The organism is Streptomyces sp. NPDC023541 (genome assembly GCF_055559995.1).
In genome coordinates this window covers 115,288-135,094 of sequence record NZ_JBVHJO010000013.1, presented here as the reverse complement: position 1 = coordinate 135,094, position 19,807 = coordinate 115,288, and the positions used below count along the sequence as shown (strand labels likewise).

17 protein-coding genes are annotated in these 19,807 nt (G+C 73.1%); 8 read left to right on the top strand and 9 right to left on the bottom strand.

Annotated features, from left to right (window positions below; translation table 11 throughout):
- Positions 1–51: 51 nt before the first annotated feature.
- Both ACZ3X1_RS28110 and ACZ3X1_RS28105 read right to left on the bottom strand, forming a co-directional pair.
- A complete protein-coding gene (locus ACZ3X1_RS28110; protein ID WP_467281407.1) occupies positions 52–1,353 on the bottom strand; it encodes an LCP family protein in 1,302 nt (433 codons plus the stop codon).
- 138 nt (positions 1,354–1,491) lie between these two features.
- Positions 1,492–2,169, bottom strand: coding sequence for a M15 family metallopeptidase (locus ACZ3X1_RS28105; RefSeq protein WP_390078201.1), 678 nt, complete (start codon positions 2,167–2,169; stop codon positions 1,492–1,494).
- A gap of 34 nt (positions 2,170–2,203) precedes the next feature.
- Here ACZ3X1_RS28105 and ACZ3X1_RS28100 point away from each other — a divergent pair, with 34 nt between their 5' ends.
- Both ACZ3X1_RS28100 and ACZ3X1_RS28095 read left to right on the top strand, forming a co-directional pair.
- The gene (locus tag ACZ3X1_RS28100) at positions 2,204–2,776 is read left to right on the top strand and encodes a UBP-type zinc finger domain-containing protein (RefSeq protein ID WP_467281406.1); all 573 of its coding nucleotides are present in this window, start codon (positions 2,204–2,206) and stop codon (positions 2,774–2,776) included.
- Positions 2,773–3,270 carry a DUF427 domain-containing protein gene (locus ACZ3X1_RS28095; RefSeq protein ID WP_390078198.1) on the top strand — a complete coding sequence of 166 codons (498 nt, stop codon included), beginning with the start codon at positions 2,773–2,775 and terminating at the stop codon, positions 3,268–3,270. Before ACZ3X1_RS28100 ends, ACZ3X1_RS28095 begins: the two co-directional genes overlap by 4 nt.
- A gap of 73 nt (positions 3,271–3,343) precedes the next feature.
- Here ACZ3X1_RS28095 and ACZ3X1_RS28090 read toward each other — a convergent pair whose 3' ends face one another.
- From ACZ3X1_RS28090 to ACZ3X1_RS28070, 5 genes are read right to left on the bottom strand one after another with little or no spacing between them, the layout of a single operon-like run.
- The gene (locus ACZ3X1_RS28090) at positions 3,344–5,854 is read right to left on the bottom strand and encodes an acyl-CoA reductase (protein ID WP_467281441.1); all 2,511 of its coding nucleotides are present in this window, start codon (positions 5,852–5,854) and stop codon (positions 3,344–3,346) included.
- Between the two features lie 2 nt (positions 5,855–5,856).
- On the bottom strand, positions 5,857–7,005 hold the full coding sequence (locus ACZ3X1_RS28085; RefSeq protein ID WP_390078395.1) for a LuxE/PaaK family acyltransferase: 1,149 nt from the start codon (positions 7,003–7,005) through the stop codon (positions 5,857–5,859).
- A gap of 5 nt (positions 7,006–7,010) precedes the next feature.
- Entirely contained in the window at positions 7,011–8,159 is a 1,149-nt protein-coding gene (locus ACZ3X1_RS28080) for a GNAT family N-acetyltransferase (RefSeq protein ID WP_467281405.1), read from the bottom strand.
- Positions 8,156–9,469, bottom strand: coding sequence for an MFS transporter (locus tag ACZ3X1_RS28075; protein WP_467281404.1), 1,314 nt, complete (start codon positions 9,467–9,469; stop codon positions 8,156–8,158). The genes ACZ3X1_RS28080 and ACZ3X1_RS28075 overlap by 4 nt, the downstream gene beginning before the upstream one ends.
- Positions 9,466–10,755, bottom strand: coding sequence for a phenylacetate--CoA ligase family protein (locus ACZ3X1_RS28070; protein WP_467281403.1), 1,290 nt, complete (start codon positions 10,753–10,755; stop codon positions 9,466–9,468). The genes ACZ3X1_RS28075 and ACZ3X1_RS28070 overlap by 4 nt, the downstream gene beginning before the upstream one ends.
- 295 nt (positions 10,756–11,050) lie before the next feature.
- Here ACZ3X1_RS28070 and ACZ3X1_RS28065 point away from each other — a divergent pair, with 295 nt between their 5' ends.
- Positions 11,051–11,185, top strand: a complete 135-nt coding sequence (locus ACZ3X1_RS28065; protein WP_390078192.1) for a DUF1398 domain-containing protein — start codon at positions 11,051–11,053, stop codon at positions 11,183–11,185.
- 204 nt (positions 11,186–11,389) lie between these two features.
- Positions 11,390–14,212 (top strand): glycoside hydrolase family 2 protein, encoded by a 2,823-nt coding sequence (locus ACZ3X1_RS28060; protein WP_467281402.1) that lies wholly within the window; start codon positions 11,390–11,392, stop codon positions 14,210–14,212.
- Positions 14,213–14,218: 6 nt separating this feature from the next.
- Here ACZ3X1_RS28060 and ACZ3X1_RS28055 read toward each other — a convergent pair whose 3' ends face one another.
- Positions 14,219–14,812: an NAD(P)H-dependent oxidoreductase gene (locus tag ACZ3X1_RS28055; protein WP_390078189.1), complete on the bottom strand. Its 594-nt coding sequence runs from the start codon at positions 14,810–14,812 to the stop codon at positions 14,219–14,221.
- Positions 14,813–15,198: 386 nt separating this feature from the next.
- Between ACZ3X1_RS28055 and ACZ3X1_RS28050 the strand changes: the two genes are divergently transcribed.
- Both ACZ3X1_RS28050 and ACZ3X1_RS28045 read left to right on the top strand, forming a co-directional pair.
- A complete protein-coding gene (locus ACZ3X1_RS28050; RefSeq protein ID WP_362633555.1) occupies positions 15,199–16,065 on the top strand; it encodes an NAD(P)H-binding protein in 867 nt (288 codons plus the stop codon).
- Positions 16,066–16,101: 36 nt separating this feature from the next.
- Positions 16,102–17,130: an AraC family transcriptional regulator gene (locus ACZ3X1_RS28045; RefSeq protein ID WP_467281401.1), complete on the top strand. Its 1,029-nt coding sequence runs from the start codon at positions 16,102–16,104 to the stop codon at positions 17,128–17,130.
- Here the strand turns inward: ACZ3X1_RS28045 and ACZ3X1_RS28040 are convergent.
- Positions 17,096–17,629, bottom strand: a complete 534-nt coding sequence (locus ACZ3X1_RS28040) for a GNAT family N-acetyltransferase (RefSeq protein WP_467281400.1) — start codon at positions 17,627–17,629, stop codon at positions 17,096–17,098. The genes ACZ3X1_RS28045 and ACZ3X1_RS28040 overlap by 35 nt on opposite strands.
- 167 nt (positions 17,630–17,796) lie before the next feature.
- Here ACZ3X1_RS28040 and ACZ3X1_RS28035 point away from each other — a divergent pair, with 167 nt between their 5' ends.
- The gene (locus tag ACZ3X1_RS28035; protein ID WP_467281399.1) at positions 17,797–19,035 is read left to right on the top strand and encodes a tryptophan 2,3-dioxygenase family protein; all 1,239 of its coding nucleotides are present in this window, start codon (positions 17,797–17,799) and stop codon (positions 19,033–19,035) included.
- 365 nt (positions 19,036–19,400) lie between these two features.
- Entirely contained in the window at positions 19,401–19,676 is a 276-nt protein-coding gene (locus tag ACZ3X1_RS28030) for a hypothetical protein (RefSeq protein WP_390078180.1), read from the top strand.
- The last annotated feature ends 131 nt before the right edge of the window (positions 19,677–19,807 follow it).

Below are 19,807 nucleotides of genomic sequence, written 5' to 3'. Positions count from 1 at the left end.
CGGGGCGCCGGCCCCGCACATCGGGGCCGGCACCCCTCTCCCGAGCCCGCGTCACGACCGTCCCGTCGGCGCGGCTGCCGGTGGCTCGGCGCAGCGCAGGCTGTCGCCGGTCACGGGAGCGCCGTCGGCGATGTTGCGGTCGTAGGTGACCGTCTTGACCGGCACGGGTTCCGTGCCGACGGTGACGTCGAAGAGCGCGTCGTGGCCGGGAACGGCCTCCAGCCGGGAGCCGGGCAGCGCGGCTGCGAGGGTGGCCGCGTGCTCCTTCTGGCCCGGGGCGTACCGGATGACGGGCGGGCCCGCAGGTCGCGCGAGCGGCGCGGTCGGGGAGGTGTCGGTGACGACGAAGCCGTTCCGGCTCAGGGCCGCGGCCACGGTGGCGTCGTCCACACGGACCGCGATGGCCGCGGGGTCGGTCGCTGCCGGAGTCTCGGGGACGGGCTGGATCCGCGTGTCGCCGGTGATCGGACGGTCCGCGCCCAGGGCCTCCCACAACGCGGCGGACCGGGCCTCGTGCCACACGAGGGTGGACCCCACGCCCGGCACGCGGTGGTCGAAGAGCCGGATCGGTACCGTGGCGAACTCGGTCCGGTCCGCGCGCAGCCGGCCGAGCGCCCAGCCGATGCGGATCAGGTCGGCCGGGCCCGTCCGTTCGTCGGTGCGCACGGTCTTCAGCAGGGTGCGGACGGTCCGCGCCGTGCGCAGCGGGCTGGCCAGGGCTCCCTCGACGGTGAGGCGGGCCAGCAGGTCGTTGAGCACGCGCTGCTGTCGGCGGACGCGGCCCAGGTCGCCGGGCCGGAGGTTGACGTGCCGGGCCCGGACGTAGCGCAGCGTCCGGTCGCCGTCGGTGTGGTGGCGGCCGGCCCCGATGTCCAGGCCGGAGTTCTCGTCCGTCAGCGGCCGGTCCGTGCACACGGTCGCGCCGCCGAGGTTGTTCACGGTCCGCTCGAATCCGGTGAAACCGGTCTCCAGGTAGTGGTCGACGTGGAGTCCGGTGGCCTTCTCGACGGTGGCGACCGTGAGCGGGCCGCCGCCGAGGGCGAACGCACCGTTGATCTTGCCGCTGCGCGCGGGGGCGGCGGTACCGGCGTATTCGACGTAGGAGTCGCGCGGGATGGAGACGACGCTCGCCCGGTGCCCGTCCTCCGACAGGTGCACGAGCATCATGACGTCGGTGCAGTTGCACCCTTTCCCGCCCACGTGGAGCCGGTTCTTCTCGGCGGTCGAGAGTCCCGCGCGGCTGTCGATGCCCACGACCAGGATGTTCGTGCCCCGGTCGGCGCCCGCCGCGGCCGCCGTCTGGGCCGATACGGCCTGCGGGCCGACGAGGGCGCCGCAGGAGAGGGCGGTCACGCAGGCGAGAGCAACGGCGAGTCGGCGCAACGCGAATCCCCTAAACAGGACGAATCATCTCAAATCGTGACTGTAGGGGTCGCTGGGGGAGTGGCCGTCGTGTACACGCCGGTGTCACCCGCGCGGCGGGCCCGGTGCTCACTCGCCGTTGGCGGAGAAATGCTGGTAGTCCCGGTTGGCCCAGCGGCCGCCCCATTGCCAGCCCACCTCGCGGAAGGCGGCGGAGACCGCGTCGTCCCGGTGGATCTGCCCCGGGCGCACCGGGGAGCGTCGCAGGTGGGCGTGGGCGTTCGGCGGGTGGACGACCCCGCGGATGTCGACGTACGGATTCTCGACGGGGTTGATGTCGACGGCGTCGCCCCACGCGTGCTGTGACAGGCGCCGGGGATCGCCGGTGACCGGGCGGCAGTTGAAGGCCGAGGTGTTGTCGTCGGCCATGGCCGACGCGTCGTCGCGGTACTCGGCCATCACGCGCATACGGCGGATCGGGAACCGGGCCTCGAAGGCCCGCTCGAAGACGTGGAGGACGGGGCGGACGGCGTTCTCGTTGACGACCATCTCGCCCATGTGGGTGCGGCCGTCGAAGCCCCGGTGGTTCATCCGGATCAGTCGCAGCCGCTCAGGCGGGACCGGGCAGCCCACCCGGTAGGAGGCGCCCAGCTTCTCCTGTGGCACGGGCGTCACCCGTGCGGTGAACCGGGCCGGCGGGTCGGGCGGCCCGACCGGCGCCCGCGGTGGAGCGGCCTGCGTGGAACAGGCCAGTGCGGCCGCGCAGAGAGCGGTCGTCACGGCCGCGGCCGCGGTGGTGTGGCGCACGGGACAAAGGCTACGGCGATCGCCGAGGCCGGGCATGCCGGGCTCGGCCGCGCGGGAGCGGTCGAAGGGCACCGGGCCCTACGGGCCCTCCCGGACGCCCGGGAGTCCGGGCGCTTCGGATGGCGCTCGGCGCTGCATCCGTTCGGCCCGCCCGGGCCGAAGAAGGGGCGAGACGAGGCGTCCGCGAGCGGCGGACGCGGTCCGGCAGCGGAGCGGAGGCCCGATGGGAGGACCGGAGAAGTGGCAGGTCGCGCCCGACGCGGGGCGTCCGGACGGACGCGCCTGCGCGCATCTCGACCTCCTGGAGGACTGGAGGCCGGCCCCGGCCGCATCGCCCGCCGCGTGCCAGGGGTGCCTGGTGCGCGGGCTGCCCCGGGTGAGGCTGCGCCAATGCGTGACCTGCGGGTACGTCGGATGCTGCGACAGCTCCAGGGGCCGCCACGCCTACGGTCACCATGTGGAGAGCGGGCACCCGGTCGCCGTGTCGCTCGCAGCGGACGAGGACTGGGCCTGGTGCTTCCCCGACGAGGTCTTCCTTGTCCGCGTCGGAGGCGACGTGGCGGCTCCGCCCGCCGGACGAGGACCGCACCCACGGGAGGCCCCATGAGCACGCACGACGCGGAACCGCCCAGGACCGAATCGGTGTGGGACTATCCGCGCCCGCCCCGGATCGAGCCCGACGCACGGCACGTGCTGGTGCGGCACGCGGGCGTGGTCCTGGCCGACTCCCGCCACTGCCTGCGCGTGCTGGAGACCAGCCATCCGCCGGTCTTCTACGTTCCGCGGGCCGATGTGCGCACGGACCTCCTCCGCGCCTCGGCGAACCGGAGCGTGTGCGAGTGGAAGGGCACGGCCACCTACTGGACCCTCGGTCCGGAGCCCGGCCTCCCGCCCGTGCCCGACATCGCGTGGAGCTACGAGACGCCTCGCCCGGCCTACGCGCCGATCGCCGGCCATCTCGCCTTCCGCGCCGACCGGGTGGAGGCCTGCACGGTGGACGGAGAGCCGGTGCGGGCCCAGCAGGGCGGCTTCTACGGCGGGTGGATCACGCACGAGATCACCGGCCCCTTCAAGGGGGAGCCCGGCAGCCGGGGCTGGTGAAACGACCCGCCCCGGCACCGGCGGGCGGCCCGGAAGGCCGGGGACCGCCGGCCGGGCGCCCTACGACGTACCGCTATCGGCGGGCGTCCACCACCGCGAGGAGCTTGCCGCTGGTCGGGCTGCGGTCCAGCGAGGCGCCGTCGACGGCCTCCACCACCAGGTCCAGCAGCCGCTCCGCCACCGCCGACCGCAGCTCCGGGTAGCCCGCCAGGAAGACGTCCCGCAGCCGCTCCGGATCCGTCGCCGCGCCGCGTTCCACCCGTACGGTCAGCCGCTCGCGCGCGTCCGTGGCGTCGAGCCGGATCTGCAGCTCGCCCCGGTGCCCCCCGGGTTTCCCGGCCAGGTCCAGGAACCGCCGGTGGTTGAGGAAGTACGTCGCTACCCGCATCACGTCACCCGTGCGGCCCCGCAGTTCGAAGCGGGGCGCGTGCCGGCCGCACGGACAGCGGCCCGGGACCTCCCTGCCGAGGTCGCCGATCACGTACCGGCCCAGGTCCTGGCCGCGCCGGGCGTGCGTGGTGAAGACCAGCCGGCCCGTCTCGCCCGGCGCCACCGGCCGGTCCTCCGCCAGGTCCAGGACCTCCATGGTGTGCAGGTCGGCGTGCAGGTGGTGGACGCCGCCGGAACTCTCCGTGCACTGGTAGCCCAACGGGCCGAGGTCCGTGCTGCCGTAGGTGATCGAGCGGATCACCTCGATGCCGAAGGTGTCCTTCAGCGTCCGCTGCTGCTCCGCCGTGAAGTGCTCGCCGCCGTAGAACACCTTGCGCAGCCCGCCGTACGCACGCAGGGCATCCGCCTCCGCATGCAGCAGCTGCCACAGGTAGGAGGGCATCCCGAACAGGGTGTCCGCCCCGTGGTCGATCAGCGCCTGAGCCGTGGCCCGGTGATCGGGGCCGGCCGACAGCGGCAGCTGCACCCCGCCGAGCCGTTCCAGTACGGAGAAGAAGCTGATGAAGCTGCCGTACATGGCGCCGCAGTAGAACAGGTTGGCCGTGCGGTCCCCGACCGGGTCGTAGCCGGCCGCGAGCAGGCCGCGGGCGGCGGCGTGCATCTGCGTGTCGTAGTCGTCGTAGCTGAAGACCGACAGCGCGGGCGCGCCGGTGCTGCCGCCACTGCGGAAGTACAGCTCGGCATCGGCGCGCGCCACCCGGCGGCCCGGCTCCTGCACGTCCTCCTTGCCCAGCAACGGGCCCGCGGGCGGCGGCAGGACCACGGGCCTGGCCAGGTCGTCCAGGCAGGCGGTGGTGGCGAAGAGCGCGGGGTCGGCCTGGACCGCGACGCGGCGGCTGTAGCGCTGGAGGGCGTACACGCCGTCGTGCGGCTCACCCGCGTAGCTCTCCAGCATGGCCCCGACGGGCGTCACACGGGTGACGCCGGCGGCCAGCGCCGTGCGCGACAGCTCGGCGATGTCGGTCCGGCTGCCCGCCAGGCCCGCCGTCTGCAGGTAGCGGCGCATCGGGCGCAGGGTGGCGATCATCCGCTTCCGCGGCAGCGGCTTGACCCAGACGCTGCGGTGCAGCGGCGAGGCCGTGAGCGGGGACCGGGTGTCGGCCATGACCCGCCACGACCCGTCGAGCGCGGTGAACACCCGGGTGAGACCGAGGTGTTCCTCCAGCCGGGCCACCAGCTCGGTGGTCGTCAGCTCCGCCTCCTGTGCCGGATCCGGGCCGAGCGCGGACACGGCGCCCACCGCCGGCGGCCGGGCCGCGAGCACGGTGGCGAACCGCTCGGCGAAACCGAACACCTCAGCCTCGTCCTCGGTGTCGAGGTACACCACCTGGGGGCTGGAACAGGCCTGCTGCTCGTGCAGGCACACGTCGTCCGCGAGCGCCCCCAGCGTCACGGCATCCGACCAGGCGTCACGCGTCAGGTACGCGAAGGAGATCCGGTGCCCCCACTCCACCAGCCGACAGCCGGCCGGCACATGGGCGGCCACGCCCTCCACGGCGCCTTCCCCGCCCCACACGGCGACGGCGTCCGCGGGCGCGCACATCAGGCGCAGCCACTCCTGCCGGGACGACGGGAACCGCAGGACGACGATTCGCGCGGCCAGCGCACCACTGGGGTCCAGGGCCGCCAGCTCGGCCATCAGGTGCTGGGTGAGCAGGGTGTCGGCGCTGCTCGTCCTGAGGATGTTGACGTTGCCCGCGAGCAGGCCCTCGACGATGCTCAGCGGTGCCACCGTCGCCGCGTTGCCCGGGGCGATGTGGGCGACCAGGCCGACCGGCGCCCACGCCTCGTAGACCGTTTCGCGCGGATCGGCCCTGTTCAGCCGGCCCGGAGCCGCGCCGCCCAGCTCCCGGCGCAGCTTGTGGGTCAGCTCGCGCCGGCCGAGGAGGGTGCCGAGCTCGGCCAGCACCGCCGGGTCCTCGCCCTCCGGAAGGTGCGCGGCGAGCCGGCCGTGTACGGGGTGGGCCGGGTCGCACAGCGCACCGGCGAGGGCGTCGCAGGCGGCCAGGACGGTCTCGGTCTCCAGGTCCGTCGCCAGCGCGGCCTCGACGGCGGCCGGCAGCTCCGCGAGGCGTCGCCCGGCTTCCTCGTCGCCGATGAAGGAACCCTGCCAGTAGTGGTGGTGCACGCTCATGGTCACGCCATTCCCTTCATCAGTTCCGCCGCGGCCACGGCGCAGCTCCGGTTGCGGCTCACCCCGGCACGGCCGTGGACGGTGAACCAGGGGGTCTCCAGCTCGCACCCGCAGGCCTCGCCCGGCCGGAGCGAGGCGAGGTCGCCCATGACCACGCTCTGCGCCGGCACCGAGGTGATGTACGGCGACACGAGGTGCAGATAGCCGCGCTCCCCGTACGGCAGGGGCTCAAGGGTCCGGGTGGAGCGGATCGTCACCCGCGACCAGACGGGGGCGTGCAGCCGGTGGTGGTCGCACTCGATGTACGGGATGCAGTGCTCCACCGACCCGAAGGTGTCCCGGATCCGCTCACCCGGGATGCCGAGCTGCTCGGTGACGCGTGCGTAGAGCTCCTCCTTCTCGATGCGCCGGTCCGCGTGGCCCTTCCAGCCGCCGCCGAGGACGACCAGCGAGCCCTCGGGCAGGCGCAGCGGCGCCATCCCCATGGCCCGCATCCGCTCCAGGGTGAAGAAGAGGAAGGCGGGGAAGCCGAGGATGCGGACCGGGGCGTCCTCCCGTTCGAAGCGGCGCAGCGCGGCGACGCAGCCGAAGGGGTCGAACTCGTGGTCGCCGCCGGTGTTGCGCAGCGCGTACTCGACACTGCGCGCCGGGGCGAAATCACACAGGTAGTTGTCGGTGAAGGCGGTGCCCAGGTTCAGGGACGGGGCCGGCTCGTAGCTGTAGAGGAGGTAGTTGACCTCCTGGTCCGGGGTGATCCAGCCGTTGCGCTCGAAGATCCGGGCGACCATGCGCTGCGCGGAGCGGATGGTCCAGTGGTCGAAGAACATCTGCGACTTCTGGCCGGTGGTGCCGGAGGAGGTCAGGTGCAGCTCGACGTCCTCACGCGGGACGGAGAGCACCTCGTGGCGCTTGAAGAAGTTCGCGTGGACGAGCGGCGTACGGTACGGCTCCGCCGGGGGAGTGGCCTCGTACAGGGAGCGGAAGAAGGGGGAGCGTTCGCTGTGCCAGGCGTTGGTCTCCGCCATGGCGGCGGCGAACAGCTCGTCCACCGCGGGCCCGTGGGCATAGGGGTCGGTCAGGTCGCACAGCTGTTGTACGTGCGGCAGGAGGGTCGGGTCGGGGACGGCGACCGGCGCGAGATGGGGGTTCATGCGGTTCATGGGGCAACCTCGGATGGTGTGGGCAGGTGCGCCGACGCCCAGGCCGACGCGTAGCAGTCCAGGTAGGGCTGGAGGGGCGGTTCGACGGCGACGCCGCGGAAGTCGATCCGCTCGCTGGAGCGGGACAGGACGGCGTAGTCGTGGAAGCCGTCGCCGTCCGCGCGCATCGCCGGGTAGAGGGCTCCGGCGACGAACCCATGGGCCAGGAAGGCGGAGAGGGCCTCCTGGTGGGCGAGCGGCACCAGGGCCTCCACGTAGCCGGCGCCCGCGCGGGCGAGGGCCCGGGTGACGGGTTCGAGGTGGGCGGCCGCGGCGGCCGGGTCGGGATGGGCGGACAGCAGGGAGCAGTAGCCGCCGGCGCGGTTGAGGTAGGCGTAGACCTCGAACCGGCCGTCTTCCGGCGTGAGCAGCACGTTGGGGGTGTGCAGCGGGTAGAACCAGCCCTCCGCGCCCGGGAAGCGCTCGCGGAAGCGGCGGCGCACGAACGCCGGAGCCTCGATCAACTCCAGCTGTTCGGGGGTCCCTTGCGGCGCGGGCGTCGCCGGTGGCCGGCCGGAGGCGGCCCGCACCCCCGGGTAGCCGATGCCGAGGGCCGCTCCGGCCGTGCGCAGCAACGGCATGAGCACGGCGGGCACTTCGGCGACGGGCACCCTGCGGTCGAGCACACCGGGGGAGTGACGCGCGTAGAGCGCGAGGCTCTCGCGGCTGCTGAGGTCCACCGCGTTGGGCAGGATGCCGAGCGGACGGAAGCCGTTGCGCGCGACGACCCGCTGCGGACCGGAGCCGACGGTGCGGACGGTCGCATACACGGAGTCCAGCCGGCCGGTGTCCAGCATCTCGGCGCAGAGCGCCTCGGTCAGGGCGGCGGCCAGACCCGCCGAGCGGTGCTCGGGGTGCACGGCGATGCCCTCCAGCCGGGCGATGCGGCTGCCGGCCTCGCCGTGGATGGCGGCGGACGCGGCCAGGGCTCCGGTGCCGGGGCAGCGCGCTACGAGCCACAGGGAGTGCGGGTCGGCCATGAGCCGGGCCATCTCGGCCGGGTCCGTGCCGAGGGCGACGGGGTAGTGCGGGCCGTAGACGGCGTAGTAGAGCTGCCGCAGTTCGGCGATGTCCGTGCTGGTGGCCGGGGTGATGACGGGGTTCACCGGGCGCCTCCCACGGTCTCCGGCTCTGTCGTGGGCGCCGGGGATGCCGGGGGTGCCGGGGGTGCCGGTTCCACCGAGGGCGCCGGTTCGGGCGTACGGGAGCCCAGCAGAGCCAGCGCGAAGGCGGCGGGCAGCAGGCCGGCGCCCTGCACCAGGCACAGCGTCTGCGGGGAGAGGAGGTCGCCCGCGGAGCCGAAGACCAGGGACGCCACCGGCAGGGAGGCGCCCAGTACGGCCTGCATCACGGCGAAGAAGCCGGGCTTGTCGGCGGTGGGCACCAGCCGCTGGAAGAGCGCCACGAAGCGGACGCTGACGGCCCCGGCACACCAGCCGGCCACCGCCAGGCAGCCCGCGACGGCCGGGCGGTGCGCGAAGAGGCCGGGCAGCGCCAGTGCGAGGGCCATCAGGCCCAGGCAGTAGGCGCCGGCGACCGTGGGCCGCCCCGGTACGCGGGTGCCGGTGAAGGCGCCGACGAGGGCGCCCGCCCCCAGCGAGGCCTCCAGCAGGGCGACCGTGCCGCCGCTCCCTCCGAGGACGGAGCGGGTGTAGAGGGGGATGACGACGAACACGGCGGCGGTGAAGAGGTTCGCCGCGGTGAAGCAGACCAGGATCCGCCGTACGTAGGGCAGTTCCCCGAGGATGTGGCGCAGCGGTCGCTGCGCCGGCGGTGCGTCCGAGCAGGCCGCGGACGGCGCGGGGCTGCGGAAGCGCGCGCTCGCGACGAGGAGGGCGGCCCCGGCGTACGCGGCCGCGCAGCCGGCGGCCAGTCCGGCCACACCGGCCCGGTCGACGGTCAGGGCGCCGAGGAGTGCTCCTCCGAGGCCCGCCAGGGACTGGGTGGACAGCTCGAATCCGGTCGCGGTCTCGATGTCGGCGTCGTCGACGAGTTCGGGCACCGAGGTGGTCAGACAGGGGTCGAAGAACGCCTGGCAGGTGGCCAGGGCCAGAGCGGCGGCGTAGACCCCGGCGAGCGGCGGTCCGCCGCCGTGCGCCCACACCGCGAGGGCGCCCGCGGTGGCGGCGGCCAGGCCGGCCGCGCTGCGCAGCACCGAACGGTGGGCGAACCGGCCCACGGCTCCGGCCACCACGGGAGCCAGCACCACGGCGGGCAGCGTGCAGGCGGCCATGAAGAGCCCGGAGGCCAGACCGCGGGCGTCGCGCACGGCGTAGGCCACGATCCACCAGGACACGCCCACCTGGAACATGCGCACGGCGGCCTGGGTGAGGACCTGGCCCAGCCAGACGGCGGCGAAGGCGCGGTTGCGCAGGATCAGCGGGGTGCGCCGGACACCGGGGGTGGGGGCGGTCATGCCGTCGGCCTCTCGTCGAGGACCCGGACGAGCTTGCCCGAACGCGGGTTGACGGCCAGGTCCCGGTGGCGGGCCCACTCCACGGACAGGGGGTGCACGAACCCGGCGCGCACGCTGTCGGGGTACAGCGGGCGTACGGTCTCCAGCTCCGCCACGACGGCTCGGGCGAGGGTCTCCCGCCGGTCCGCGGTACGTTCCTCGGCGCGTTCGTCGCCTCCGGGGGCGGTCGCCAGCCGAAGGACGAGCCCGTCGCGGCCCTCCCAGCGGCGGACGACGAGCTGCATGCCGACGACCTCCCCGGCGGTGTCGGCCGATGCCACGGCGTCCTGGGCGTCCTGCGTGTAGAGGGACACGGGCCCCACGCGCACGCCTTCCTCGGCGCGTCCGAGGATCCGGAAGTGCCCCGGCCCGGTGCCCGTCCACTCGGCCCGGTCGCCGGCGGGGTAGCGGATGATCGGCATCAGACGGCGGAACAGGCTCGTGACGACGACCCGGCCGGGGCGCCCCGGTTCGGTGATGGGCTCGTCCGTGGAGTCGTCGAGGATCTCGACGACCGAGTGCGGCGTGAAGGCCCGGTGCACCCGGGCGTCTGCGCCGGGCACGGGGCGGCCCAGCAGGCCGGCGTCGACGCTGGCGTAGCCGACGGAACGGGCCTCGGCGCCGGGGAAGGCCGTGGCCAGCAGGCGCCGCTGGTCGTCGAAGAGCGCCTCGCCGCCGAAGAGGAGCAGCTCGACGGAGTCGAGCCGGACGCCGGACGCGAGGACCTGTTCGGCGAGTCGGCACAGGGTGGTGGGCGTGCCGGCCAGTACCTGGGCGGCGAGGTCGCGCAGCGTGGGGATCGTCGACTCCAGCGGGGCGCCTCCGCCGATGGGCAGGCGGACGTTGTCCACGGGCGCGTGGGAGAGCGAGTCGAGGACGAAGAGGAAGCTGGCGTACAGCTCCCCGGCGTAGAACAGGTCGGCGACGCGGTGTCCCGGGCGCAACCCCGTGTCCACGAGGCCCTGCCCGAAGGTGGTGACGAAGGTGCGCCACTCGTCCCGGGTGTAGACGGAGAACTTGGGGGACCCCGTGGTGCCGCCGGTCTTGTAGACCGTGGCTTCGCTGAGCGGGCCGGTCAGCACGCGGCTGTCGTGCAGGGTGTTGGCCGCCCAGAAGGACTTCTGGTCGACCACCGGAAGGCCGGTGAGACGGCCGGCGTCCGGTGGCAGGGACGCGTAGAGGTCCCGGTAGAAGGGCGAGTTGTGACGGGCGAAACGTATGAGGTCCGAGAGTTGCTGGGCGGACATGGGCCTTTGCCTAGGTGAAGGAAGTGGGACGGGAGCCGCCACGGCGGGGCTCGGCGAGTCGATGAACTCGCCTGCCGCATCTGCCGGTACGGAACGGGGGACCCCCCGGCGCCCCCGCCTCCTCGACGCACGTCGAAAGCTGACGTGCAGTCATGATGATGAAACATCAGTGCGCAAGTCACCAAATTGAGCGAAGATTCCAGGCCATTGTGGCAACATTCAACAATTCTTGCGGCCCGGATCGCTGCCGCATCAGCCCGGGCGGGTGAGCGGGTCCCGACCCCCAGGGCTCAGGGTGCTCCACTCGCCCGGCTGCTGGAGCGCCGGCATCGTCTGGTACGACGTCGACACCGCCGCACGCACGTGCACCTACTCCGGCGCAGGCGGCGAGTCCTGCACCGAGGACTGCCCGGCCGTCGTGCTCCCCTGAGCGGAGCCGGCGACGTGCCGGAAGAGGTTCCACGCTCCCCGGGCTGTCGCCGCCGTACGGGGCCGCGCCCGTGGCAGACTCGGTGCCCTCCGGCCCGGCCGCCGTGTGACGGGCGGGCCGTCCCACCCCGATGAGCAGCCCCACGGATCCTCCGCGCCCGCCGTCGGCCGCGCGTGATCCCGGGCCCGTCCCGCGGGAGGCCCCGTGCTCAGCCGCCTCACCCACCGCCACCGCCACGCGAGGACCGTCGCCCTCGCCGTGGCAGGCCTGGCCCTCGTCCTCACCGCGGGCACCGCCGGCGCTGCGCCTCCCGCCGCCCGGCACACAGGGGCGACACCTCGTACGGTGGCCGCGACGACCGTCGTGCCCGCCGCACCCGGCAGCGAGACCCCGCTCTCCGGCTACGCCGTCCAGTCCACCGCGAAGGTCGCCGACACGGCCGAAACCGTCTCCAGCCCCGGCTACACCGCCACCGGCTGGTACCCCGCCGGGCCCCGTTCCACCGTCCTCGCGGCACTGCTCGCAGCCGGCGTCCACCCCGACCCGTTCCGCTCCACCCAGCAGGAGCTGATCCCCGCGGCGGACTTCTCCGTGCCCTGGTGGTACCGCTCCGACTTCACCGTCGCCGACACGACCGCCCGTACCCACCTGGACTTCAGCGGCGTGATCTCCGCGGCCGACGTCTTCGTCAACGGTCGCCGGATCGCCACCACGAGTTCCGTCGCCGGCGCGTACACCCGGCACGAGTTCGACCTCACCGCACTCATCAGGCCCGGCACCAACACGGTCGCCTTCCGGATCCAGCCCAACAACCCGCGCAAGTACCTCACCATGGGCTGGCTCGACTGGCTGCAACCGCCCCCGGACGAGAACATGGGCATCGTCCGCGACGTCACCGTCCGCCGCGCCGGACCGGTCGCCCTGCGCGACGCGCACGTCGTCCCCGCCCTGGCCATGCCGTCCATGGCCACGGCCGACCTGACCGTCAAGGCCCGGCTGCGCAACGACTCCGACGCCACCGTCACCACGACCCTGTCCGGCACGGTGAGCCCGAGCCCGAGCCCGGGCCAGGGCCAGGGCCAGGGCCAGGGCCGGGGCCGGGGCCCGGGCCAGGGCCGGGACGCCGAGGCCGCCTTCGCCCGCAGCGTCACCCTCGCACCCCACGAGAGCAGAACGGTCGCCTTCTCACCCGCCGAACACCCCGCGCTGCGGTTGAAGTCGCCCCGCGTGTGGTGGCCGGCCCACATGGGCGGTCAGCCGATGTACGAGCTCGCCCTGACCGCCCTGACCGCCGGCACCCCCTCCGACACGGCCCACCAGGCCTTCGGCATCCGCGACGTACGAGCGCCCCTCAACGCGGACGGCGCCCGCCAGTACGAGGTCAACGGCCGTCCGCTGCTCGTCAAGGGGGCCGGCTGGTCCCCCGACGAGTTCCTGCGCTGGGACCCGACCTACGCCGAGGACCGCCTCAAGTACGCCCTCGACCTGGGCCTGAACACCCTGCGCCTGGAAGGCCACATCGAGCCCGACGAGTTCTTCGACCTCGCCGACCGGTACGGCGTCCTCACCCTCCCCGGCTGGGAGTGCTGCACCAAATGGGAGGCCGAGTTCAACCGCGACGGCGCCGGGGAGCGGTGGTCCGCCGCAGACCACTCGATCGCCCGCGCCTCCATGGCCGCCGAAGCCGCCCGCCTGCGTCACCACCCCGGTGTGATCTCCTTCCTGATCGGCAGCGACGCCGCCCCGAACGAGGAGATCGAGCGCGGGTACCTCGACGCGCTGAAGGCCGCCGACTGGAACGCCCCGGTGATCCCCGCGGCGTCGGACACCTCCTCCCCGGTCAGCGGCCGCTCCGGGATGAAGATGACCGGACCGTACGACTGGGTCCCGCCGGGCTACTGGTACGACAAGCGCGAGGGCGGAGCGAGCGGCTTCAACTCCGAGACCAGCGCCGGCCCGGACGTCCCCACCCTCGACACACTGCGCCGCATGATGACCCCGGCCGAGCTCGAAACCCTGTGGAAGGACCCGGCCGCCGTCCAGTACCACCGCTCCCCGTCCGCCACCTTCGACACGCTCGAGCTGTACGACACCGCCCTCACCGCCCGCTACGGCGCCCCCGCGAGCCTGGAGGACTACGTACGCAAGGCGCAGCTCGCCCAGTACGAGAACGTGCGCGCGCAGTTCGAGGCGTACGCCCGCAACGCCAAGGACCCCTCGGACCCGTCGACCGGCGTCATCTACTGGATGTTCAACAGCGGCTGGACCTCGCTCCACTGGCAGCTGGTGGACCGCTACCTCGACCAGGGCGGTGCCTACTTCGGCGCGAAGAAGGCGAACGAGCCCCTGCACGTGCAGTACGGGTACGACGACCACTCCGTGGCGGTCGTCAACAACCGGCCGGCACCGGCCTCCGGGCTGACGGCCCGGGTGACGCTCTTCGCCCCCGACGGCACGCAGAAGTACGACCGGACGGTGACCGGCCTGAGCGTCGCGGGCGGCGGCGCGAGCAGCACCGCGCTGACGCTCCCCGAGGCGGTACCCGGCCTGCCCACCACCTACCTGGCCAGGCTGCTGCTCACCGACGCCGCAGGACGGGAGGTGAGCCGCAACGCCTACTGGCTGTCCACCGTCGCGGACGTCCTCGACTACGAGCGCAGCGACTGGTTCCACACGCCCACCACGTCCTACGCCGACCTGCGCGGGCTGGACTCCATGGCGCGGACGGCGGTCACGGCGGCGGCGTCGACGACGGCGGATGCGGCGTCGGGGACGTCCACGACGACCGTGACCCTGCGCCGTGCGGGCACCGGCGCCACCCCGGCGCTGCTCACGGACGTCCACCTCGTGCGGCCGTCGGGAGAACCGGTGCTCCCCGTGCGGTGGAACGACAACCAGGTCAGCCTGTGGCCGGGGGAGTCGGCCACCCTGACGGCGACGTACCGGACGGCGGATCTGCGCGGATCGGCCCCGCGGCTGAGGGTCTCCGGCTGGAACACCCCCACCGTCACCGTACCGGCGGCCTGACAGCGGTCAGGTCGTCAGCGCGGCGGCCTCCCGACGGGCCTGCCGGAGCCAGTCCAGGCGCGTCTCGTCGGTGGAGTCGGTGACGGTGCGGAAGACGACCCGCCGCACGTCGGCCACTCCCACGTACGGCAGCACGCACGCCGCCCAGATCCGCTGCAGGGGGTCACCGAACTCGTTCTCCTCACGTTCGCCCGGGGTGTCGGAGGTGTTCAGCACGAGCGCCCGGCCGGCCTTCAGCAGCCCCGCGGGCTCCCCGTCCGCGCTGCCCAGCTTGTAGGCGACGCCGGGCACCAGGACGCGCTGCACCCAGCCCGTCAGAACGGCCGGCGGCATGCCCCACCAGTTCGGGTGGACGAACACCACGGCATCCAGCGCGGCCACCTCCCGCCGGTGCAGGGCCACGTGAGCATCGTCGGCGCTCGGGGCCGAGGAGACGGTGCCCGTCTCCTCGGCGGACAGCACCGGCGGAAATCCTTCGGCGCACAGATCGTGCGCCACCACCTGACACCCCCGCCCCCGCAGCTCGTCCACGACGGCGTCGAACACCGAATGGTTGAAACTGCCCGCACGCGGATGGGCGAGATACACCCCGACACGCATGATCCGTCCCCCTTGGTCGACTTGAGCCGTCGGACATGGTCCGCGAGCGCCGACGATCGCTCGTCAGTACTCGCCGGAGTCCATGCACACCAGTGTGCTGCCATCGGAGGCGTGGCGGGCGGTGAGGGCCACGGTTTCTGCGAGGGCCTGCCCGAGGCCGTCCCCCGGCTGTTGCGATGGCGGGCGTCGAGGTCGAGGACGGTGGTCATCGGCACGGCGAACGGCTTGGGCGCGCCCTTGAGACGGCCGGAGCAGACGGCCCGCACGGTGACGCGGTCCCCCTCGACGCGGATGGCTCCGGACGACGGGGCAGGGCTGGACGCTCGCGTATGCGGATGAGTGTTTCGGCTATGTTGCGTCTCGTCCCGCTCGACTTGACTGAGGTCATGACGAAGACGACGAAGAACGAGACGCAGACCACCGACCGGACCAACGACCAAGCCGTCACCCTCGTCATCGGGGGCAACGGCAAGACCGGCCGCAAGGTCGCCGAGAAGCTGACCGCCCGGGGCCGGGCCGTCCGGATCGGCTCCCGCAGCGGGGAGCCGGCCTTCGACTGGAACGAGCCCGGCACCTGGCTTCCGGCCCTCGAGGGCGTCGACCGGGTGTACGTGACCTACTACCCCGACCTCGCCTTCCCCGGCGCCCCCGAGCAGGTGGGAGCCTTCGCCGAGGCGGCGGTCGCCGCCGGCGCGCGCCGGCTCGTGCTGCTGTCCGGCCGGGGCGAGAAGGCCGCGCAGCTCAGCGAGGAGAAGCTGAAGGCCTCCGGGGCCGACTGGACGGTCGTGCGGGCGAGTTGGTTCAACCAGAACTTCGACGAGAGCTTCTTCCTGGAGCCGGTGCTGGCAGGTGTGATCGCCCTGCCGACCGCGGACGCGGTCGAGGCGTTCGTCGACACCGGGGACATCGCCGACGTGGTGGTGGCCGCACTGACCGACGACCGGCACACCGGCAGGACGTACGAGCTGTCGGGCCCGCGCCTCATGAGCTTCGCCGATGTCGCGGCCGAGCTGTCGAAGGCCACCGGCAGGGAGATCGCCTACGTTCCGGTCTCGGACGAGGCCTACCGTGCCGAGCTGCGCGAACACGGCCTGCCGGAGGACTTCGCCGAGTTGTTCACCCTCATCCTGGACGGACGCAACGCACACCTGGTGCACGGGGTCGAGGAGGTCCTCGGCCGGGCACCCAGGGACTTCGCGGACTTCGCACGGGAGGCCGCGGCCACCGGGGTGTGGGACGCCCCGTCCTCCTGAGCACACGCCGCCCCCGCCCGCGGAGAAGATGTACGCATGGACATGTTGACCGGTCTGCTCGAAGGCCCCCAGGCCCGCGGTGCCTTCCTCCTCAAGTCCGTCCTGAACCCGCCCTGGGCCATGCGGATCGAGGACCGGGCTCCGCTGTCGGTGGCGACGATGGTGCGAGGCTCGGCATGGCTGCTGCCCGACGGCGGGGGCGACCCGGTGCTCATCACCCCGGGCGACGTGGCGGTGGTGCGCGGGCCCGACCCGTACACGGTGGCCGACGCCCCGGGCACGCCGGTACAGGTGACGGTGGGGCCGGACCAGCGGTGCAGCACGCCGGAGGGCGAGGACGTCACCGATTCCATGGCGCTCGGCGTACGGACCTGGGGGGCGGCGCACCAGCACGCCGGTTCGGCGGTGATGCTCAGCGGCACCTACCAGGCGCCGAGCGAGATCGGCCGGCGGCTGCTGGGCGCACTGCCGAAGATCCTGGTCAGACCGGCGAAGGCGGCCGACGCGACGCTGATCGACCTGCTCGCCTCCGAGATCTCGAGCGAGGAGCCGGGCCAGGAGGTCGTGCTCGACCGGCTGTTGGACCTGCTGCTCATCGGGGTGCTGCGCGCGTGGCCCTCGGCGGCGGATTCGGGCGCGCCCGCCTGGTTCCGGGCCCAGAGCGATCCGGTGGTCGGACCGGCGCTGCGGCTGCTGCACGAGAGCCCGGCGCACGGGTGGACCGTGGAGGAGCTGGCCGTACGCGTGGGGGTGTCACGGGCGTCGTTGGCACGCCGGTTCAGGGAGGTGATGGGGGAGCCGCCGGTCGGCTATCTGACGGGCTGGCGGCTGGCGTTGGCGGCGGACATGCTGCGCGAGCCCGATGCCACGGTCGAGAGGGTGGCCCGCCGGGTCGGGTACGGCAGCGCGTTCGCACTGTCCGCGGCGTTCAAGCGGGTCCGGGGGATGAGCCCGCAGGCGTACCGTGCGGGCGCGTCCGGGACCGGGTCCGACGCCGACCTGGCGCCGGGACCCGGCGGCACGGTCGTCCTCAGCCCGCCTGCGGTGCGGTCGCGTCGAGGGTGAGTACGCCGACGCGCTGGCCACCGCTGAGTTCGCCGGTGGGGGTGAACCCGAGGCCGAGGTAGAAGGGTTCGGGGCTGCCGGGGCCGATGTGCCAGCTGACGTGGGCCCGCTGGTGGGTGCCGCGGCGCCGGATCTCCTCGATGACGGCGTGGACGGCGAAGCGGCCGTAGCCCTTGCCCTGGCGGCCGGCGTCGATGTTCAGGCGCCAGATTCCGCTGCGCCGGTCGCCCGGGTCGCCCGCCGGGTCCCAGGCGATGTCGTGGAAGGCCATCACGAAGCCGACGACGTCGTCGCCGTCGACGATGGCCCGCGGCCAGGCGCTGGCGGGGTGGACGTACGCCTCGGCCAGGGACTTGACCACGGGGGACACCAGATGCCCCTGGTCGGGGCGTACTTGTACGGCGCACACCGCGTCGAAGTTGTCGGCGGTGACGGGCTCCAGCCGCACGGTCCGCTGCGGCGGGACGAGCGGGACGAGCGGGACGATCATGTCGGGCATGACTGCACCCTAAGGGCTGCCGGGCGCTGCTCCCGCTGCTGTCAAGACACGAATTCCCGAGACATGACCCGCGGTCCCTCCGTGCTGTCTGGTGGAGGTCGGTGCCACCGCCGCACAGCGCCGGCACGGCACAGGCACGGGCACGGGCACGGGAGAGGTGAGTGGCGATGGCTCCTCAGGACACGCGGTGCGCGTCGACGCTCCGGTCGGAGAGACGCTGGACGGCCGCCGACCGGGTGCCGGTGGAATCCGACGGTCTCGCCCTGGCCCGGTCCGTCAACGGCCACGTGCGGCGGACGGGAAAGCATTTCCTGCCGAAATGCATGCTGATGCGCCTGAGCGCAATACGCCATCGTGATGCCGCGAGGCTCCCGTTTCTCCATGCCTTTCTCGATTGTGTTCTGGATAAACACGAAGACCGTTTCTGGAATCGCACCTACCTTTCGCTGCCGGTTCTCGAGCTCCTCCTGGACGAAAGGAATCCCGCGGCGAGCGCGGAGCGGATGTCCACCTTGCTCATGACCGACGTGGTCCGCTTCGAGATCGGGGCGGCGGGCGGTTCGCGTGAGGGCCCCGGCCGGGGCCGGCCGGACGTGGAGACGGTGCGAACGCGGCTGCGGCACGCCTTGCGGTTCGTGGCCCAGGGTGTCGGCGGGCCCCAGGCCGTAGACCTGCCGTCACGCCTGGACGGCACTTCGCGGTCCCGGCTGGAGGAACTCGCAGAGTGCCTGCCGCGGCTGCCTGAGGCGGACGCCTGGTCGTGGTTCGACGTGACCGTCCAACCGGTCTACGTACTGCATGACGAGTACTTCTTCATCCGTGTCCTCCAATGCCATGAAATGCTCTTCACCGCGATCGCGGAGCATGTGAAATCGGCCGTCTCCGCCCTCCGGGAACGGCGTCCGGACAAATGTGCCGATCGAATAGACGACGCGGTCGCGGTGTTCGAGCGAGCCGCCGGACTGTTCCGTACCGTCGCCACGATGCGGGCGGAGCACTTCTCCACCTTCCGCCAATACACCCAGGGCGCCAGCGCCATCCAGTCCGAGCAGTACAAACGATTCGAGAGCCTCTGTGGCGTGCCGCCCGCTCCGCGCCTGCACTCGGCGGCCTTCACGAGCGTTCCCGCCGTCCGGGCCGAGGCGCAGGACCCCGCCCACGACACCGTCACCCGCGCCTACCTCGACCTCCGCCGCGCAGGAGGGCTCGGCGGGGCGGCGTGGGGCCGCCTCGACGCCGCGCTCGGCCGGCTGGAGAGCAGGCATCAGCGGTGGATGTCGGCCCATCGCGGCCTCGCCGCGCGCATGCTCGGCGACGCGCACGGTTCCGGGAACACCGACGGCGTTGCGTACCTGACCGATGCCCTGGAGAACCGGCTGTTCCGGCAACTGCCCCTGACCCTCTGAGCGGCGCGTGCCCAGGGTATGCGGAGGCCGGCCAGGAGCCGCTCGTGTATCGCTTCCGGAGCCTTCTCGTGCGCCGCGGAACCGAGGACCGTGACCCGTACGAAGTGGTCGTCGTCGGCGATGACCGGGTGAAGCCGACCGCGGGCTCATCTCCCGTTTCGCAGGCCGGACGCGCATCGAGGACGGGCCGGTCGCCGCTCACTCCCCTGAAGTGCTCGCCGACCGACCGCCCCGGCCCCGGGGTGCCCGCCCCCCCCGCTCCCCGGGACCCTCCCTCCAAGCGTCCCGAGCGACAATTCCGCCTGCACCCCGGCTGGGCCGGACGCCGGGGTGACGTGGCCGGGGCGTCGGGCGTTGGTGTGGGCATGGACGACGTACTGGACCTGCTGGACGCACTGCTCGACGGCGTCACGGAGCCGCGCCTGAAGCTGATCAGCGCCGACGAGGCGCGGGCACTGATGGTGCTCCTGGGGGTGCTCGAGGACGAAGCGCAGCCCGAGGAGATCCGCCGGGCAGCCGGCGACATGCGCTACCGCATCAGCACCCGGCTGGCCGAGGGAGTGTCGTCTCCGCCAGGGCGCCCGCGAGGTCATCGTCAGCGTCCCCCACTGACGCGCGCACCCGGCGTTCCCGGACCGTAGGCGGCCATGGCCGCGCGAGGGGTGCCGCGGCCGCCTTCAGGAGCGGGGACGATGCGGTGGTTCACATCGGGCGGAGAGGAATGCGGCGACCCCCGAGGTGTGAAAACCGGACGGGCGGAAAGACGCTTCAC

Bases quoted from the DNA above. Each gene is read 5' to 3' on its own strand.
- ACZ3X1_RS28090 (WP_467281441.1), bottom strand. From the start codon at position 5,854: ATGAGCGTGCACCACCACTACTGGCAGGGTTCCTTCATCGGCGACGAG.
- ACZ3X1_RS28085 (WP_390078395.1), bottom strand. From the start codon at position 7,005: ATGAACCCCCATCTCGCGCCGGTCGCCGTCCCCGACCCGACCCTCCTG.
- ACZ3X1_RS28055 (WP_390078189.1), bottom strand. From the start codon at position 14,812: ATGCGTGTCGGGGTGTATCTCGCCCATCCGCGTGCGGGCAGTTTCAAC.
- ACZ3X1_RS28035 (WP_467281399.1), top strand. From the start codon at position 17,797: ATGGCTCCTCAGGACACGCGGTGCGCGTCGACGCTCCGGTCGGAGAGA.
- ACZ3X1_RS28050 (WP_362633555.1), top strand. From the start codon at position 15,199: ATGACGAAGACGACGAAGAACGAGACGCAGACCACCGACCGGACCAAC.
- ACZ3X1_RS28040 (WP_467281400.1), bottom strand. From the start codon at position 17,629: ATGCCCGACATGATCGTCCCGCTCGTCCCGCTCGTCCCGCCGCAGCGG.
- ACZ3X1_RS28045 (WP_467281401.1), top strand. From the start codon at position 16,102: ATGGACATGTTGACCGGTCTGCTCGAAGGCCCCCAGGCCCGCGGTGCC.
- ACZ3X1_RS28070 (WP_467281403.1), bottom strand. From the start codon at position 10,755: ATGTCCGCCCAGCAACTCTCGGACCTCATACGTTTCGCCCGTCACAAC.
- ACZ3X1_RS28100 (WP_467281406.1), top strand. From the start codon at position 2,204: ATGCCGGGCTCGGCCGCGCGGGAGCGGTCGAAGGGCACCGGGCCCTAC.
- ACZ3X1_RS28075 (WP_467281404.1), bottom strand. From the start codon at position 9,469: ATGACCGCCCCCACCCCCGGTGTCCGGCGCACCCCGCTGATCCTGCGC.
- ACZ3X1_RS28095 (WP_390078198.1), top strand. From the start codon at position 2,773: ATGAGCACGCACGACGCGGAACCGCCCAGGACCGAATCGGTGTGGGAC.
- ACZ3X1_RS28030 (WP_390078180.1), top strand. From the start codon at position 19,401: ATGGACGACGTACTGGACCTGCTGGACGCACTGCTCGACGGCGTCACG.